The organism is Sphingobacterium deserti (assembly GCF_000757725.1).
In the GTDB taxonomy this organism is placed as follows: domain Bacteria; phylum Bacteroidota; class Bacteroidia; order Sphingobacteriales; family Sphingobacteriaceae; genus Sphingobacterium; species Sphingobacterium deserti.
The window spans coordinates 1-16,926 of sequence record NZ_JJMU01000035.1; the positions used below are offsets into that span (position 1 = coordinate 1).

Annotated in this window: 15 protein-coding genes; 9 read left to right on the top strand and 6 right to left on the bottom strand. The window is 43.0% G+C overall.

Going from position 1 to position 16,926, the window contains the following annotated elements; translation table 11 throughout:
- Positions 1-336 precede the first annotated feature (336 nt).
- The 9 genes from pyrR (at position 337) to DI53_RS11550 (ending at position 11,541) form a co-directional block, all read left to right on the top strand.
- The gene (pyrR, locus tag DI53_RS11510) at positions 337-888 is read left to right on the top strand and encodes a bifunctional pyr operon transcriptional regulator/uracil phosphoribosyltransferase PyrR (protein ID WP_037499418.1); all 552 of its coding nucleotides are present in this window, start codon (positions 337-339) and stop codon (positions 886-888) included.
- 98 nt (positions 889-986) lie between these two features.
- Positions 987-1,925 carry an aspartate carbamoyltransferase catalytic subunit gene (locus DI53_RS11515; protein WP_037499420.1) on the top strand — a complete coding sequence of 313 codons (939 nt, stop codon included), beginning with the start codon at positions 987-989 and terminating at the stop codon, positions 1,923-1,925.
- Positions 1,926-2,150: 225 nt separating this feature from the next.
- Positions 2,151-5,180 carry a tetratricopeptide repeat protein gene (locus tag DI53_RS11520; protein WP_037499421.1) on the top strand — a complete coding sequence of 1,010 codons (3,030 nt, stop codon included), beginning with the start codon at positions 2,151-2,153 and terminating at the stop codon, positions 5,178-5,180.
- A 15-nt stretch (positions 5,181-5,195) separates the two neighbouring features.
- Positions 5,196-6,929, top strand: a complete 1,734-nt coding sequence (locus tag DI53_RS11525; protein WP_037499423.1) for a porin family protein — start codon at positions 5,196-5,198, stop codon at positions 6,927-6,929.
- 40 nt (positions 6,930-6,969) lie between these two features.
- The gene (locus tag DI53_RS11530; RefSeq protein WP_037499426.1) at positions 6,970-8,016 is read left to right on the top strand and encodes an HU domain-containing protein; all 1,047 of its coding nucleotides are present in this window, start codon (positions 6,970-6,972) and stop codon (positions 8,014-8,016) included.
- A 48-nt stretch (positions 8,017-8,064) separates the two neighbouring features.
- The gene (locus DI53_RS11535) at positions 8,065-8,766 is read left to right on the top strand and encodes a MotA/TolQ/ExbB proton channel family protein (RefSeq protein ID WP_037499428.1); all 702 of its coding nucleotides are present in this window, start codon (positions 8,065-8,067) and stop codon (positions 8,764-8,766) included.
- Positions 8,767-8,877: 111 nt separating this feature from the next.
- Positions 8,878-9,285, top strand: a complete 408-nt coding sequence (locus tag DI53_RS11540; RefSeq protein WP_037499432.1) for an ExbD/TolR family protein — start codon at positions 8,878-8,880, stop codon at positions 9,283-9,285.
- 119 nt (positions 9,286-9,404) lie between these two features.
- Positions 9,405-10,226, top strand: a complete 822-nt coding sequence (locus tag DI53_RS11545) for an energy transducer TonB (RefSeq protein WP_037499435.1) — start codon at positions 9,405-9,407, stop codon at positions 10,224-10,226.
- Positions 10,227-10,236: 10 nt separating this feature from the next.
- Entirely contained in the window at positions 10,237-11,541 is a 1,305-nt protein-coding gene (locus DI53_RS11550; RefSeq protein ID WP_338056441.1) for a bifunctional folylpolyglutamate synthase/dihydrofolate synthase, read from the top strand.
- 49 nt (positions 11,542-11,590) lie between these two features.
- On the opposite strand, the gene DI53_RS11555 is transcribed toward DI53_RS11550, so the two are convergent.
- The 6 genes from DI53_RS11555 to DI53_RS11580 all read right to left on the bottom strand — a co-directional run bounded on the left by DI53_RS11555 (position 11,591) and on the right by DI53_RS11580 (position 16,890).
- On the bottom strand, positions 11,591-12,334 hold the full coding sequence (locus DI53_RS11555) for an SDR family NAD(P)-dependent oxidoreductase (RefSeq protein ID WP_037499440.1): 744 nt from the start codon (positions 12,332-12,334) through the stop codon (positions 11,591-11,593).
- A 122-nt stretch (positions 12,335-12,456) separates the two neighbouring features.
- The gene (locus tag DI53_RS11560; RefSeq protein WP_338056442.1) at positions 12,457-13,074 is read right to left on the bottom strand and encodes an alpha-ketoglutarate-dependent dioxygenase AlkB family protein; all 618 of its coding nucleotides are present in this window, start codon (positions 13,072-13,074) and stop codon (positions 12,457-12,459) included.
- Positions 13,055-13,918 carry a methylated-DNA--[protein]-cysteine S-methyltransferase gene (locus tag DI53_RS11565; RefSeq protein WP_037499445.1) on the bottom strand — a complete coding sequence of 288 codons (864 nt, stop codon included), beginning with the start codon at positions 13,916-13,918 and terminating at the stop codon, positions 13,055-13,057. Before DI53_RS11565 ends, DI53_RS11560 begins: the two co-directional genes overlap by 20 nt.
- Positions 13,919-13,972: 54 nt before the next feature.
- Positions 13,973-15,067, bottom strand: coding sequence for an AI-2E family transporter (locus tag DI53_RS11570; protein WP_081939440.1), 1,095 nt, complete (start codon positions 15,065-15,067; stop codon positions 13,973-13,975).
- Between the two features lie 25 nt (positions 15,068-15,092).
- Positions 15,093-16,331, bottom strand: a complete 1,239-nt coding sequence (locus DI53_RS11575; RefSeq protein ID WP_037499448.1) for a carboxypeptidase-like regulatory domain-containing protein — start codon at positions 16,329-16,331, stop codon at positions 15,093-15,095.
- Complete coding sequence (locus tag DI53_RS11580; RefSeq protein ID WP_052072358.1) at positions 16,321-16,890, bottom strand: RNA polymerase sigma factor; 570 nt, start codon at positions 16,888-16,890, stop codon at positions 16,321-16,323. Before DI53_RS11580 ends, DI53_RS11575 begins: the two co-directional genes overlap by 11 nt.
- Between the last annotated feature and the right edge of the window lie 36 nt (positions 16,891-16,926).

Sequence of the window (16,926 nt, forward strand, 5' to 3'; positions counted from 1 at the left end):
CAGGGTTTGTGCTGTGGCAGATGATTACATATTGCAAAGCTTTCGATGCGACATTTCGTTTAACATTGGTTGGAAGCGATAAAGTATGGGAAACTTAAACCTCTCGCACTACGCGATACGCATTACGCAATACTCCTTCAAAAGCGACATTTCGTTTAATAATGGAAAGAAGCGATAAACTATAAAATACCTGAACTTTTCGCAATACGCAATACGCATTACGCACTACTCAATACGCATTACGCACTATTCAATACCCATTACGCACTACCCATTTTCCCCCAAAAAGTGGCGTTATTGAAAAAAATAACGTAAGTTTGCCTAAACATTCCCATAATGAAACAATCGATTTTATTGGAAGGAGCCAAATTTCAGATTACAATCAAACGACTGTGTCAACAATTGATTGAGAATCATGGCGATTTCTCCAATGCCGTATTAATCGGAATTCAGCCTCGAGGTACTTTTTTAGCAAAGCGAATACAGAAAGAGTTGTTCAATATGACGGGCCGTGATGTGCAGCTTGGGGTATTGGATATCACATTTTACCGAGACGACTTTAGAATGAAAGGGGCAAGTCCGCTTGCTGCTAATAGTACGGTAATTGACTTTATTGTCGATGGAAAAGAGGTCGTGCTTATCGATGATGTGCTATGGACGGGCCGTACTATCCGTTCTGCAATGGATGCTATACAAACGTTTGGCCGTTCTGGAAAAATGGAGCTTTTGGTATTGGTCGATCGTCGTTTCTCACGTCAAATACCCATTCAGCCGGACTATATTGGTATTCAGGTGGATTCCATTGATTCACAAAAAGTGATTGTCAATTGGGAGGAAGTCGATAGCAGTGACAGTATTGTCCTGGTAACAGAGAAGAAAACGTTATAACAGTCATCGACCGGATCAATCTCGACGTCTTCCATGTGTTTCAAAAATATAACAGATCTTTTTAGAGAAAGAATAAAGCGCTAGAAAACCTACATAACATGTCAACAACCACTGAGCAGCTTAGCACAAGACATCTTTTAGGAATAAAAGACCTGAAAGAAAACGATATTCAGCTTATTTTAGATACGGCGGCAAATTTCAAGGAAGTGTTAAATCGGCCCATAAAAAAGGTGCCTTCCCTTCGAGATATCACCATTGCGAATGTATTTTTCGAGAATTCTACGCGAACTCGCCTTTCGTTCGAGCTTGCTGAAAAGCGTCTTTCTGCAGATATTGTCAATTTTGCTGCATCGTCGTCTTCAGTAAGTAAGGGCGAAACCTTGATCGATACAGTGAACAACATTTTAGCGATGAAAGTGGATATGATCGTTATGCGGCACCCTTACGCCGGTGCAGGCGTCTTTTTGAGCAAGCACGTAAACGCACAGATCATTAATGCGGGTGACGGCGCTCACGAACATCCCACTCAAGCGTTGCTAGACTCCTTCTCTATCCGGGAGCGGCATGGTGATATGGCCGGGCGGAAAGTGGCTATTATCGGTGATATTCTGCATTCTCGTGTGGCCTTGTCAAATATCTTGTGTCTACAAAAACAAGGGGCAGAAGTCATGGTATGCGGACCTACCACGCTTATTCCTAAATACATCGGTTCTTTGGGTGTTAAGGTAGAACATGATTTGCGCAAAGCGCTAAATTGGTGCGATGTGGCCAATATGTTACGTATACAGCTGGAACGACAAGACATCGCTTATTTCCCATCGCTTCGAGAGTACTCTATGTTGTATGGATTAAATAAAGAGATTTTGGATTCGCTCGATAAAGAAATAACCATTATGCATCCCGGCCCGATTAACCGCGGTGTCGAAATCACCTCTGACGTAGCAGATAGTAAGCATTCCATCATACTCGATCAAGTGGAAAACGGGGTCGCCGTTCGTATGGCCGTACTCTATTTATTGGCCGGGCAACGAGGGTAACAAACTCACTGTCAGTGTGCAAAAAAAATATGCCCGACTTTCTGAAGTTGGGCATATTTTTTTGGTGATATATACGTTATATAGGACAGTTACTAACAGGTGTTAAGAACTTTTGAGGAAAACGTGAAACATTAGTTTTAATTTAGTCTCCTGAATTTGTCCGCCTTTTTTGGTGTGCTATTTCATTTTTTTACGTGAAGATAAGTTGTTGAATAATTCATCAGTATGAATAAGAAAATTTATGGTGTAGGTGTAGCATTGAGTTTAATGGGCTCGGTTTCGTTTGCACAGCAGACAGCCTGGCAACAAGTAAACAATGCTTACAAATCTGGAATGGAGTTGTTTGAGCGAGGTAAGTATAGCTCGGCTGCTAAGCAATTTGATCGGGTTGAAGACATCCGTACAAAGTCTACACTTCAGTTGGATGAAACAGAAGAGTTGACGCTATTAAAAGAGAACGTCCGTTTTTATCAGGCAATTTGCGCCTTAGAATTGGGCGATTCTGATGCGGAATCTCGTTTTTTGAAATATATCAAAGATTACCCCGCGAGCGCAAATTCAAAAGCCGCCTATTTTCAGATTGGTAAGTCATATTATGCAAAAAAAGATTACGTAAAAGCAATAGAGTGGTTTCAAAAAATTGATAGCAAAAACCTTGCAGGCGCAGAAAATATCGAATACCGTTTTAAATTGGCTTACGCGCAGTTTATGACAAATGACTATGCATCGGCGAAACCTGTTTTTGAAAAACTTAAAGACGAGAAAGGTCAATATCAAGAGGCATCAATCTACTATTACGCATACCTTTCTTATCTAGACGCAGAATATAAAACCGCATTAAACGAGTTTGAACGTTTAGAAGGTTCCAAGACTTACGAAAATAGCTATCCTTACTATATCACAGCGCTTTACTTTTTAGATAAACGCTATGATGATGTATTAAGTTATGCATTGCCGATACTCGATCGCACTAAGCAAGAACATGAAACGGAGATGTTCCGTATTGTTGCAGCGACGTACTTTATCCAAGGTGATCTTAAAAAATCCAAAAATTATTACGACAAATTTCAGGCGCAAGATCAGGGGAAGACGCAAAACAACCAAGATAGTTACCAAATAGGTTACATAGCCTACAAATTAGGCGATTACCAAAAGGCAATTCAGGAACTGGAAAAGCTGAATGAGCCGGATGCGTATTACCAAAGTGCAATGATTACGCTAGGTGACTCCTTCCTGAAAACGGGCAATAAGCAGAGCGCAAGAAATGCATTTTTCAGGGCTTCGAAACTTGATTTTGATCCAGAGTTGAAAGAGGACGGTCTATTTAATTATGCGAAACTATCCTACGAACTGGAGTTTCATCAAGTGGCATTGGACGCAACCCAAGAGTATCTGGAAACCTATCCACGCTCTGCGCGTCTTGAAGACGCAAAAACGTTATTGGCAGAGGTGCTATTAAGTACCAAGAATTATCGCGCAGCCGTTGATATTTTGGAAGGTATCAGCAAACGTGGCCGTGACGCTAATGCTGCATACCAAAAGGTTACTTACTACCGGGGTTTAGAATTTTACAATGAACGCGCATTTGAAAATGCGATCTCCATGTTCATCCGCTCGGAAGGAAATAGATACGACGAGGAAATTTATGCGCTATCGACCTATTGGAAGGCAGAAGCGATGTATGAGGTTCGTAAGTATGGCGAAGCCGTAACGAACTTTAACAAATTCCTGCAGTTGCCAGCAGCGCGGAATACAGATGTCTATAGCTATGCGAATTACGCTTTGGCCTATGCGGCATTCCGTAATGATCGCTACAATACCGCGGCAAATTACTTCGAACGCTTCCTGTCTACAGGTGGTAAGGATGGCATCGAAATCAATACGCGTAATGATGCTGTAGCCCGTTTGGCGGATTCCTACTTTGGAATGAAAAATTACGGACGCGCTTTAGAGTATTACAATAGACTGATTAGCTCGAAAGCACCAAGTCAGGATTACGCTTTATTCCAACGAGGTATTATTCAGGGATTGCAGGGTGACAACAATGGTAAAATTGCTACACTAAATTCCGTAGTGAAGCAATTTCCAAAGTCCAACTATGCCGATGACGTGGCCTTTGAAGTGCCTTATACGTACTTCTTGATGGGTGATTACAATACCGCTATATCCGGTTTGCAAGCGATGGTCGAGGAATATCCACGAAGCAGCTATGTGCCACGTGCGCTTGTAACCATCGGTCTGGTGCAGTACAATAAAGACGATAACGATGCTGCCTTAGCAACGTTTCAGCGCGTCGTTGATCAATACGCTACAACCGACGAAGCAAAGCAGGCTTTATTATCTATCGAAAACATCTACCTGGATAAAGGCGATGCAACAGGTTACATCCGTTATGCAACAAGCACAAATATTGGCGATTTAAGTACTGCACAACAAGATGCGCACACCTTTGGCGTTGCAAAAACGTTGTTCGACCGGGGAAATTACCAAGGTGCGGTGGAGGCTATCAATGCTTATTTCGATAAGTTTCCGAAACCAATACAGGAGAAACATGCGCGTTTTATACGTGGCGAAAGCTACGCGCAGCTTAAGAAGGATAAAGAAGCGATTCATGATTTCAATATTATCATGAATGACTGGACGAGCGCTTACACGGAGCAAACGTTAATGAGTGTTGCGAGATTACATTTGCGCAATAAAGCATACAATGAGGCGGTTCAGGTGCTACGCAAATTAGAGTTGACATCGGAATACAAAGCAAATTACGGTTTTGCTATCAACAATCTATTGATCAGCTTCTTCAATATCGGAGATTACGTCGAAACGCAAAACTATGCGAAGTTAGTTAAGAACTATGAAAAGTCGTCGGAAGAAGATATTGCGCTGGCACACCTGTATTCCGGGAAAGCATATGCCGCTACCAGTAAGGCCGCTGATGCCTTGAAGGAATTCAATCTTGCTGCGCTTAAAAGTAAAACGGTAACAGGAGCGGAAGCACGTTACCGAGTTGGAGAGCAGCAGTTGAAAGCAAAGCAATACGATAAGGCGATCGAGTCCGCGTTTGATATCTCAAACACATTCTCTTCGTATGATTATTGGGTGGCGAAGGGTTTTATCTTGATGTCTGATGCCTACGTGGGTAAAGGGGATAAGTTCCAAGCAAAATCAACATTAGAAAGCGTGATCGAAAATTACGATAACGATAAAGATGATGTATTAAAAGAGGCGAAGTCTCGTTTAGGAAAATTGAAATAACAAGAATAGGATAGCATGATGAAATTGCATAAAACAGTATTTAAGAATTACGCAGTCGTTGCGTTTTTGCTTGGTTTAGGTGTTGAGGGATATGCGCAAACCGATCCTCAAAAACCTGTTACTATCGATTCCTTTGACGTCGTCCGTGATTATAAACCTATTCTTGCAGATGCTGTTAAAATACGTCGGAGCCCTGATATGACAAATAAGCGTAGTTATATGCCTAAACTCACCTACGGGAATGTTCCAGACAAAAAATTAGACATCAACACGGGGTTAAAGGAGCTTGATGTGCAGGAGACGCCATTCTCGCAGGCGCAAGACCAGAGTAGCAATTATGTGAAATTTGGTTTAGGAAATTTTAACAGCATCTTAGGCGAGGGCTATTTTTCTTATGATGAGTATGAAGATTTACGTGTAGGTGGTTTTGTTAAACATTTGAGCCAAAAAGGTAGTCTTGAAGGGCAACGCTTCTCACGGCAAGAAGTTGGTGTGTTCGGTCGCCGTATCCTTCCTATGTTTACGGTTGATGGAACGATAGGGTACAATCGCTACGGAACAAACTTTTACGGTATTCCGCTTGCGAATGATCGCGTTACCTCCTTAAATCCAACGCCAGAAAAGCAGGTCTTTAATGATATCTACTTTACGGGCGAGCTAACGAGCAACTACGATCCAGAAAATGAAGATGCTTTCAGCTATTCGGCAAAACTAGATGCTTATTCGTTCAGCGATAGGTTTGATGCGAAGGAAACCTCCTTTGCTGTATCCGCTTATTTCAACAAACGCGTCCGCACATTCAACATCGGTGCCAATCTAAGTGTAGATGTGAACAATGTAGACGGGACACCCAATAGTGGTGTCAACGGACAAACGAAAAACTCATTGGCGACGTTGAACCCGTATATCCGTTTTAAAGGAGATAACTACGCTATTACATTAGGCGCTAACTTTGTTCCTGAATTTGGGGATAGTACTAGTTTCAATATTTTTCCTTCAGCGGAAATCGACTTTGCTCTGGCTCCGGAATATTTCCATATTTTCGGGGGCGTGAACGGGGGCGTTAAGAAAGCCTCCTATCGCGATTTTGCTCGTCAGAATCCTTTCATCGGCCCCAACCTGGGTATTCAGAATATGGTCGAGCGCTTAAATTTCTTTGGCGGGATCAAAGGTAATGCTGGTGCAACATTTGGCTATAAGGTTAAAGCCATTTATCGCCAGCTGGAGGGCTTACCATTGTTTGTTAACAATATGCAAACGCCATTTCAGTTTGACCTTGTTTACGATGGAAACGGCGATGAATCCGTTAAGCACGTTGGAATAGAGGGTGAAATTAACGTTCGACTATCGAAGCTCGTTAATTTAGGCGGTCGATTGAACATCGATCAATATACCGCGGCACAGCAGGATGAAGTATGGCACACGCCTAAAATGCGGTTGGCAGCTAATGCACGCTTCAATATTTCTGAAAAACTATATATCGATGCGGAAGCGCTGTTTCATGGTGTATCCTATTCAAGAGCGTATGATTATGATGCTGCAACAGGCGATGTGATTACGTCTATCCCATACGTGAGAGCGGAAGTACCGTCATTTTTCGATTTAAGCGCGGGCGCTGAATACAAAGCAACGAAGCAATTAGGACTGTTTGTAAAGGCTAATAATATCTTGAATACCGAGTATCAAACGTATTTGTACTACCCAAGATTAGGTTTTAACATCCTTGGAGGCTTAAATTTTTCATTTTAAGGCCGGAAGATCATAACTTTGCAGTCAAGTATAACGTAGGATGAATTTAGGAAAGAACGTACATAATCTGTTAAAACGACAGCCAGAAGTCTTTATCAAAGGCTTGGGCGCTTTTAAGCGGAACCATACGCCCGCAGCGTATGATGAAAAGCGTGATATCTATCTTCCTCCAATCAGTTATATAGATTTTGACCAAGCTAGTACACGCGGGCATGACTTTATCGCATATTTTGCCCAATTGGAGTCGATAGACCTGCAGTCGGCAGAGCATCAGGTTTCCTTAGCCGTTAAATCGCTATTGCATAGTATCCAAGAAGAGGGGCAGGCGAAATTAGATGATTTAGGTTATTTAGTTAGCTATGGTGGAGGCTACGTATTTAAAGCACTTGATCTTTCAGGATTTAATTACGAACCTGTGGAAGGGATAAAACCCGCTGGTAATCCTCTTTTGCAAGATGTCGAGACGGAGCGATTGTCGGAAACAACAGTTCCAATAGAGCAAGCTGCCGTTCCAAAACAACAACCTGTCCCTGAAGAGATCCTGCAACCGTTTTTTGAGAACGACAGGTTTAGTGCTAAACGGACAGGTGGCAATGCGCTTTGGTATATTGTGATCGCTGTCTTGGCATTAGGCATCATAGCTGCATTGTATTATTTTAACCGTACGGTATCAACCTCGGAAAATGCCGTTATTGTCGTAGAAGCGCCAGAAGATACTGTAAAGTCAGCTGCTCCCGCTATGGTGAATGTAGATAGCACTATGCGTGAGGATTCGCTCGCTAGAACTTTGGAGGACACTGTAATAAATACAACTCCCGTAGCTGAGGTTCCCCAAAAAGTGATAAATAAAAAGCATAATTGGCAAATTGTGATCGGCACACACCGCACAATTGATCAAGCGGAGGAACACGCCGCGGCAATGCACAATAAAGGCTATGATAAGGTTCGGGTAATACCGAGTAATATGGCGAAAAATAAGAAAAAAGTGATCTGGGATTCCTATGAAACGAAACAAGAAATGGAGACGGCGCTTCAGTATGTTCGAAAAAACATCGAAAAAGATGCATGGCCAGACAAAATAAATTGATAATAGAAATAACATAAACCTGATAACAAAAATATACGCAACAAGACTATGTCATTAATACAAGAGAATTTAACGGTGGATTCTGTGAACTCGGTTCAACAGCAGGCGGTAGCATTAGCAACAACAGATGAAAATCTAAACCTTATTGAGTTGTTGATGAAGGGAGGTTGGATTATGATTCCAATTATTTTCCTTTTGTTTTTAGCCTTGGTTATCTTTTTTGAACGCTACATTACCATTCGCAAAGCTTCAAAAACTGACTCGGGTTTGATGTCTCAAATTAAAAGTAATGTGATGTCTGGACGATTGGACGCGGCTATTGCTGTTTGTCGTTCCAGCAACTCCGCATTAGCACGCATGCTTCAGAAGGGGCTTGCTAGAGTTGGTCGCCCGATAAAAGATATCGAAGGCGCGATAGAAAACGCGGGTAAATTGGAAGTGTCAAAACTAGAGAAAAACATCAATATACTCGGTATTGTTGCCGGTATTGCACCCATGCTAGGATTCGTGGGAACGATATTCGGAGTAATCCAAATTTTCCGCGATGTGGAAGTAGCGGGCGGTATTGATATTGGATCGGTATCTGGAGGTCTTTATGTAAAGATGATTGCTTCGGCCAGCGGGCTTACTGTTGGTATCTTAGCCTATATCGGTTATCACGTCCTCAACATGATGGTGGAGCGCGTGATCTTACGTATGGAAACAGATTCTGTAGAATTTATCGATCTTTTGGACGAGCCAGGCGTATAGCAGGAAATAAGTAGTCAAAGTCGGTTATAACTTGTTGAGTTTAAGCCTGTGATTTATCACTTTTGACTTTTTTACTTTTTAATTTTGACTTTTTAATTTTCAATTTGAACGATGAATTTAAGAAATAGAAGACATAAGCCTACGGCGGAAGTTCACACAGCAGCGTTGAACGACATCATGTTCTTCTTGATGTTGTTCTTTCTACTAGCGTCTGCAGTAGCAAACCCACAGGTGGTAAAGCTTCTTTTACCAAAGTCTAGCGCTGGCGAGCAGTCTGTGGCAAAGAAGACGATGACGGTCTCTATAACAGCGGATTTAAATTACCATGTTGATAAACAAACCGTCGGTTTAGACCAGCTGGAACCATTAATCCAAAGCCAGATTGTAAACGGCGAAGAATTAACTATCATGCTTTACGCAGATAGCTCGGTGCCTATTCAGAATGTCATATCTGTAATGGATGTAGCAAATAGAAACAAGGTGAAGTTGGTTTTAGCGACAGAGCCAAAGAAAGATTAGAGGGTATTGAGTAATGAGTAATGCGTAGTGAGCGTCGCAATACGTTATTGACTTTTCGCTTTTTAATTTTGACTTCTAACTTTTGACTTTTTAATTTTGACTTTTTAATTTAAAAAAGCATGTATTACCAATCGCAAGAGGAAAATAATCTACCAAAGGCCATAGGATTATCTACGGCCGTAATGGGGATATTGGTGTTGATTGCATTTTTTGTAGTCTTTGGAGGGGATGTGCCGCGTTATGGTATGGGCGGTATCGTTGTCAATTACGGTACTTCAGAAGAAGGCATGGGGGATGATTACATGAGTGTTGACGAGCCTTCGATGGACGAAAATGCGAACAATGTAAAGCCTGATAAAATCGATCCAGTTGCCACGCCGGTTCCTACACCCTCACAACAGGTAGCCGATAAAGTGGTGGCCACGCAGGATGTTGAAGATGCGCCGGCTGTTCCAAAAAATGAAAAGCCCGTAAAAGCAAATGCTGATGTAGCGACCGTAGCGAAGAAAGATGCAAAGCCCGCGGTTAATCCAAATGCACTGTATAAAGGCAAAAAGAACAACGCAACGGGTACTGGCGATGGTACAGGTTCGACAGCGGGAAACCAAGGTAGTAACCTTGGCGATCCTTTGGCGAGCAATTACGGCGAAGGAGGATCTGGCGATGGCAATATGATGCTCACAATCGCTAATCGCCGTTTTGAGGTTCCACCAAGAATTCAGGATGATGGGCAACAAGCAGGACGCGTTGCGGTAGAATTTAAAGTGAACAAAAGCGGCACAGTAACGTATGCTCGCGCTGGTGTACGTGGTACGACAATCTCCAGTCGTAGCCTCCTTGAGAAATGTGAAAGGGCCGTGATGGGCGCTAGGTTAAATCAACTCCCTAATGCCCCAGATTCACAAACCGGTGTTATTTTGTTCAATTTCAAGTTGAGATAGTTTAAATTTCATGATGAAGACATACGATGAGGCAATCGAGTATTTATATGCTCGATTGCCCATGTTTACACGTGATGGCGCAAGCGCAATAAAGAAAGATGTAGACAATACGCTTCGTTTTTGTTCGGAACTAGGTAACCCACAACAGCAATTCAAATCTGTTCATGTCGCGGGCACAAACGGCAAAGGATCTACCTCGCATATGCTCGCCTCTATTTTTGCCTGTGCAGGCTATAAAACCGGCTTATATACATCGCCCCATTTGGTAGATTTTCGCGAGCGCATACGTGTCAACGGACAAATGATCCCCAAAGATGAAGTCTTAGCCTTTGTTAGCAAGAACCTTTCCCTCATCGAGACAATCAAACCATCTTTTTTCGAAGTCACTGTTGCTTTAGCTTTTGATTATTTTGCCAAAGAGCAGGTGGATATTGCCATTATTGAGGTAGGGCTAGGGGGGCGGCTAGATAGTACGAATGTGATCACGCCTGAGCTGTGCATTATCACCAACATAGGTTTAGACCACATGAATCTATTAGGTGATACCATAGAAGAAATTGCATTTGAAAAAGCGGGTATCATAAAGCCTGCAATACCAGTGATCGTTTCGGAACGGAACGAAGAAATTGCGCGTGTATTTGAGCAGCGAGCATCATCCTTAGGTGCACCCCTGAGGTTCGCATCGGAAGAGCTTAATGTGGTCAACACAAAGCAAGGGAAGGAAGGCTTATTGGTCGACGTACTGGAAAATAAAACCGGTATAAAACAATCATGGACTATGCAATTATCCGGATTATACCAACAAAGGAATTTGCTAGGCGTATTAACCGCTGTCGATCAATTGCGGTTTCAAGGATGGGCTATCAACGATTCCGATGTCCTTAATGGCCTTTTGCATGTACAAGAAAACACGGGTTTACAAGGCCGTTGGCAGACGTTATCGTCGCAGCCGCATATTATTTGTGACACCGGGCATAATGAAGATGGCATTCGGGCTGTCGTGTCCAATATTAAGCAGGTGGACTATAGTCGGCTCCATATCGTTATCGGTGCCATGCGCGATAAAGACCTCCATCATATGCTGCCGTTGCTCCCTACTGATGCGATCTATTATTTTACTAGCCCAGCTATGCCGAGGGCGCTTCCTGCAAGAGAGCTTAAAGCTGCTGCAGCAAAGTACAGTTTTATAGGCCTCGCATTTGATTCCGTGAGCCAGGCTGTGCAGGCTGCTAAAGATAATTACCAAGAAGGTGATCTTATATTTATTGGCGGCAGCAATTTTGTGGTTGCCGAAGTACTGGCGAATAATGAATAGTATAGAGTTGTAATTACAACTCTATACAACGAACAGCAAAGGCTTCTCCTTACTTAGCAAGATACCCTCCATCCACCGGATAATAGCTACCTGTGACAAAGCTGGATTTATCAGATGCCAGCCACAATGCTAATTCAGCAACTTCTTCTGGTTTACCCAAGCGCTGCATCGCATGTTGCGAGGCTAAATAATCAATCGTTTCTTTGTCGAGATGATCATCAATTAAAGGAGTCGAAATAAAGCCAGGCCCGATTGCATTGATACGTACGTTGCGTGTTCCATATTCCCAGGCGGCAGATTTCGTGAGACCGACTACACCATGTTTCGCAGCCACATATGCTGAGGATTGTGCAAAACCTACGCTTCCTAATATAGATGCTACATTAATAATAGATCCACCCACTTTTTCTATCTCCGGAAGTTGATAGTGCATGCCATAAAACACGCCGTTTAGATTAATGTCAATAACCTTGTTCCAAGAATCCAGCGGATATTCGCCTACAATTGCCGAAGCACCGCCAACACCCGCATTATTAACAGCAATGTGCAAGGCTCCAAAATTTTCTATGGCGGCGTTAACGATTTTTTCATTGTCTTCCGGCGATGAGGAATCAGCTTTGATAAAAACAATCCGTCCATCTTTATCGGCATTGACTAGCTCATGGCCGAGTGTTTCATTCAGATCAGACACAACTACCTTCGCACCAGCCTTTAAAAACGTTTCTACGATCGCTTTGCCAATTCCAGAAGCGCCACCCGTTACGATAGCCACTTTATTTTCTAACTGTTTCATATCAAAATTTTTATGAAACAATTTACATAAAATGAAAACAGATTATGTCAGCAGATTATCTGCGCATAGTGAAGATGATTATAAAACAACAAAAGTTTAGCGTTGTGACACTGCGTTGATGATCAGAAGTTTGTTATGGTTCGGAAGGTAAGGTTCACACGAGGTGTTTTTACTTTTACCGTCGGCGGCAGTCGGTGCAGCCAGTGATCTTGCGTTTCACCTTTCATGACTAATAAGCTTCCATGCTCCAGTTGGACATAAATCGGTGTTTTATCCCGCTTATGTTTAAAGCCAAACTTCCTTTCTGCACCGAAAGTGACCGAAGCTATCGCTCCATGTTTTTCCAAATCCTTTTCTCCATCACTGTGCCAAGCCATCCCTTCGGAGCCATCGTTATACAGGTTACACAGGCAGGAGTTGAAATGAGCCCCGCAATGCGCTTCGACTTTATTTTTGATCGCAAGTAGTGCTACCGGCCATGGCGAGGCACGCTTTAAGATACCGGAATATGTATATTCAAAAGCATGATCGCCATACCAGGCAACCTTACGTTTCGTTGTTACAATTTTGCCAAAAATCACTGCCTGATCATGTTGCCAATCTAGATCCTCGAGTAATTGATGCAGATGCTTGTCCGCATCTTTTGCTGTAAATATTTTGCCGAAATAGTTTACCTCACCGTCATAAGGCAACAGATTCTTTTCCGGAGTGATGGGGTCTTCAAACAGTTTCATCTTCATTTTTTAATATTCGTGCACTTTCCCAAGCAATAAGTGCTCGCTTTCGCACTAAGCCCCAGCGGTATCCTCCCAACAACCCCGAGGTTTGTATGACGCGGTGGCAGGGGATTAAGTAGGCGACCGGGTTACTACCAATTGCGGTACCCACGGCACGCGACGCCGTGCCTCTACCAATGTTTTTTGCTATTTGTTGGTAACTCAAAAGTTGACCGGCAGGTATTTTCAGCAAAGCCTCCCAAACATTTAGTTGGAATGGCGTGCCTCGCAAATGAAGTTTCACCTCCTTCAAATCGGACCAATCTCGGTTAAAGAATGCCAAAACACCGCCGTGGATAACCGACGCCTCCGCTACAAAAGTCGCAAGCGGATACAGATTGAACAGTGATTGTCTTACATCTTCATCTGAACTTTCAAAAGCCACATAGCAAACGCCCTTGGGCGTTGATGCAATGAGTACATTCCCAAATAGTGAAGGATAAGATGCATAGTGGATAAGAAGTTGCTTGCCGCCCAGTTGATATTCTGCAGGTGTCATGCCTTCTATCTTGACGAAAAGATCATGGAGTCGGCTGGTGCTCGAAAGGCCCGTGTGATAAGCGGTTTCAAACAAATTGCTCTGTTCCTGAATTAAAAGGCGTTTCGCATGTTGTATGCTGGTATATTGCAAGAACTTTTTCGGACTCACACCTGCCCATTCCTGAAATATTCTTTGAAAATGCTCTGGGCTGACATGCACATGGTTTGCAATAGCCGATAGGGAAGGTTGGCTTTTATAGTTCGCCTGCACGAAAGCGATTGCTTCCGCTATTCGGTTAAAGTTTAAGATGTCTTGTTGCTTTTCCATATCCTAATTTCAGCTTTTTTACAAGCAAAAAAAATCCGTTTCTTGCGATGTTGTTTACACGGTATTATTTTCTGATTCGTCATTTAATCGGTCATTGTGTTCCTGCAGAAGTGGGGGCTTGTGTGGTGCGCCCTTTCCATATTCATGGCTGTAGACTTTGATCAACACACCTATGGAGGATAAAATCAGCGGACCGAAAATCAAGCCTAGCATACCAAATAAATTAAGCCCTAACAATACCCCAAATACCGTTATCATCGGCGGCACATCACCAATGGTTTTTAAAATGGTAAATCGCAATACATTATCGATCCCACCAACTAAAATAAAACAGTAAATGAAAAGTCCTATTGCATTGGCCGTTTCGCCTGATGCTAGCGTTATGGCACTAATAGGGATATAGATGGTCATTGTACCTAGAATAGGGACAATAGATGAAATGCCAGTAAGCAGTCCCAGTAAGACGAAATTATCAATCCCAAAAATCCAATAACCAATCATGGCCACCACACCCTGGCAAAATCCTAAAATCGGAATACCTATAGCGTTAGAGCGCACCATGACATTGACTTCATTCCATATATCGCGTTTGCTTTCCGGGCTGAAAGGGATCGCCCTATATAAAACCGATTCCATGTGCTTAGCATGTACTTGCATAAAGTACAGCACGAAAAAAGTCACGATAATATTGACAGCCACTTCCGCGACAGAATTTAAGATGTTTGGAACGTACCGCGTTAACCGTTGTAAAAAGTTGAGCAACGCAGTGTCCGACATGTCTATATCCTTCAAAAACGGCTTATCGCTCATATATACTTTAAGGGTATTGAATTTGTCTATAATCTGTTGTTGGTTGCTGAAAAAATGGTTCACCTGCGGAACCATATAATCGACGAGCGCCCAGATAGGTAAAATAATAAAGATGATGGATAATAAGATAAACAGTACGCTCGTTAGCGATTTTTTCCAACGGTAATGCTCCGTCAGTCTGAAATATGGTCTACGGAAGAGTATATACAATGTGATAGCGCCGAGGAACCCAGGCAAGTAATAGGAGAGGTTTTTAAAAACCAGGATCGAGATCAGAATAATAATAATGATCAACATGATCTGATTGATCGAGTTATTGTTTATTTGTTTGTATTTCATGGCGCTTGGCTAAAGGGCACTTTTATCAGAATTCTATTTTTACTTTTGCGGTTTGGCTTTCTAAAGCCTTTTCCCATTTAGGCCCATCTTTTAAAAGTTGGATAGCCTTTTTATCATGTGTAGCACTTACAGATTGCTCTACCTGTATGTTGATAGGATTGCCTTGGCTATCCAGCTCGAATCGGAGTAAAACAGTTCCCGCGGATAAGCCCATCGGGTTTACCGCCTTCTTTATATAGTTTCTAAAATTACGCCAGCCACCGATGGGCGTGGGTTTGTCACCCTTAGCGCTACTTCTTTTGATACGTAATACAGCGACTTCCTCCAAGCTGTTGTTCTCGCGGTTTAGTCTGATTTCCAATGCTGATGTTCCGACAAGAAGTTGTTTAGGTTCGTAACCCACGTAGTTTAGCGCCAAGTTGACTTGGTTCGAGTCGGATACCAGGGTAAATCTACCGAGGCTATCTGCTGATGTGGTTTTGTTCGATATAAGGTCCTTGATAACCACATGAGGGAGTGGGCTGCTTGTCTCGGCATCCAATACCTTTCCAGATACGACAGCTTGAGCTGTATTTTCGGGAATGAAGCTGACGCTGCTCTTACGGATTGGGATACGCTTTGCATTGCTCGCTACCGATTGCTTTCTGGCGGGTCGCATTGCTGTCACCTCTACGGCGTCGAGTGCATTGCTCGGCGCCAGCGCGACAAGCAGCGCATCGCTGTCTTTGGCAAGGTCGTCGCCTGTGCTATTGCTATCGCGCCGGATGTCGGGCGATGTTGGTTCAATATTTCGCTTTATGCTAGGCTTCCTCGCTGCAATTTGCTGGGGTGGAGTTTCCTTCGGCTGCTCGTTTGATGGATCGACGCTGTCGGCTTTATATGGTGGAGAAGGAGTGTGCTCCTGACTGGCCGGACGATCCGCTTTCTCGACCGCTATGTTGTGTTCTTGCGGCTGCGGCGACCGTAAAAAGATGTAAGCGGAGATACCTAATACCGCAAGCAGCGAAGCGGCAACGCTTAACGATCGCCAAGGCAACACCCGAGTTTTTCCTCTACTTGGTGACACCCGTGCTGCAATCTCCCGTTCGATCATTTCTTTTTGAGACGGCAGCTGTTGTGTGTGTTCCGTTTCGACGCCCAGAATGAGATCCATAAGCATCTCGTCCGCCTCGGCAGCACGTTCCAATTCATGCATCTCTTTAGGAGACAACTCCCCCCGCACGTAGCGACGTATATATGCGATATCAAATTTTTTATCCTGCATTGCTCTCCATACAAATTTTCAAGTTTCTTTTTCCATTCTGGATAAAGCTCTTTACTTCATTTAAGTTGTATCCACTCAGTTCCGCAACTTCCTTGTAGCATTTCTCTTGCAGAAAAAATAGATCGACCGTAATTTTTTGCTTCGCCGGAAGTTTCTCTATGCAGCTTTCTAGTAGCGATAACCGTTCCTCTTTTTCCGCATAGTTTTCTTCTTGATGCAGATTAGCAGCGAATTCCACAAAATCGTCGACGGGAACTATGAATTGCTGCTTATTGCTGCGTAGTGCCATTAAACAATGGTTTTTACTGACCACATACAGCCATTTAGGAAAGTCCTTAATCTCCTGCTTTTTTACTTTTTGGATTAGCTCTTCAAAGAGCTGCATGACGGCGTCCTTACTCCGCTCCGCATCTTTGAAGTAGCGCAAGCACACATAATACACCATCTCGCTATGCCTGTTGTACAGCTCTCCCAATATCGTCAACTCGCTCTCCGCTTTGTATCGGGATAGCAATTCGTCATCGGACATTGTTCGTTCTGGCAAAGTGTAGCGCTTCATATTTCCGAGGTAAAATAATTTTTTTTTCTTGCTTAT